Source organism: Microbispora hainanensis, assembly GCF_006874475.1.
Lineage (GTDB): Bacteria > Actinomycetota > Actinomycetes > Streptosporangiales > Streptosporangiaceae > Microbispora > Microbispora hainanensis.
Genome location: NZ_VIRM01000151.1, coordinates 1 through 1,070, shown reverse-complemented (window position 1 = coordinate 1,070; position 1,070 = coordinate 1). Strand labels below are relative to the sequence as shown.

At 64.7% G+C, this 1,070-nt stretch carries 1 protein-coding gene; it reads right to left on the bottom strand.

The features are described 5' to 3' along the window. Positions 1-1,052, bottom strand: a 1,052-nt coding sequence (locus FLX08_RS39925) for a reverse transcriptase domain-containing protein (RefSeq protein WP_244313247.1), incomplete at its 3' end; no start/stop codon positions are given. Between the last annotated feature and the right edge of the window lie 18 nt (positions 1,053-1,070).

Here is a 1,070-nt window from a genome sequence, read left to right as displayed (position 1 = left end):
GGGGCGGCTGCCGGTTCGATGGCCCACGGAGATGGAATGGTCGCTCCGCGGTATCGGTAGCGGACAATCGTGACGCTGGATGCGCCGCGGAAGGCCACTGATCCCTCGGCGAATCTCCAGCCCTGGTCGCAGAATCTCCGTAGTTGACTGCGGGGAATCCGGTGTTTGCGAAGGAGCCATCGGGCGATCCGGTGCCACGCGTGGTGGTCGATCGCGGCGAAGGTCTTCTTTGACACGCCGTGCCTGAAGTAGTTCGCCCACCCGGCCAGGGTCCGGTTCAGGCTCATCAAGAGCGTGCCCAGACTCTGGTTGAGCGTGTACCTGTAGGTCCGTTCCGAGACCCGGTCCTTGATCGCCTGGATGGCTCTTTTGGAGGGCCTGGTGTAGACGACGAGCTTGTCGGTGCCGCGTTTCCGCTGGCGGCGGATGGTCTGGCCGAGAAAGTCGAAGCCGTCGTCGATGTGGACCACGCGGGTCTTCTCCGCTGACAGACGCAGGCCGAGTCGGGCCAGGACCTCCGAGATCTGCTCGCGTAGGTCCTCGGCATGGTGGACCGGTCCGGACACCATGACGACGAAGTCGTCGGCGTAGCGGATCAGCCGCCAGTTGCCCTGCCCCGATCGTCTACGTTTGGTGCGCTGGTAGTCGGTGCCCATCAGGGTGTGCCACTGGGTGTGAAAGTGCTCGTCCAGTGCCGTCAGGGCGATGTTGGCCAGCAGCGGGGAGAGGATCCCGCCCTGGGGAGCGCCGGTGAGGCTGTCCTTGAACAGGCCGTGGTTCATCACCCCGGCCTTGAGGAACGCCTTCGCCAATGCCAGGACGCGCTTGTCGGAGATCCTGGATCGGATGCGGTTCATCAACGCGGCGTGGTCGATCTGATCGAAACACGCCTCGATGTCGGCCTCCAGCACAACGTGGTAACCACGCCGAGCCAGGTAGACGATCTCCTCGATCGCGTCCTGCGCGCGGCGGTGGGGCCGGAACCCGTAGGAGACCGGCAGGAAGTCGGCCTCGAAGATCGGTTCCAGCACCGCCTTGAGCGCGGCCTGCACGATACGATCCTTCACCGT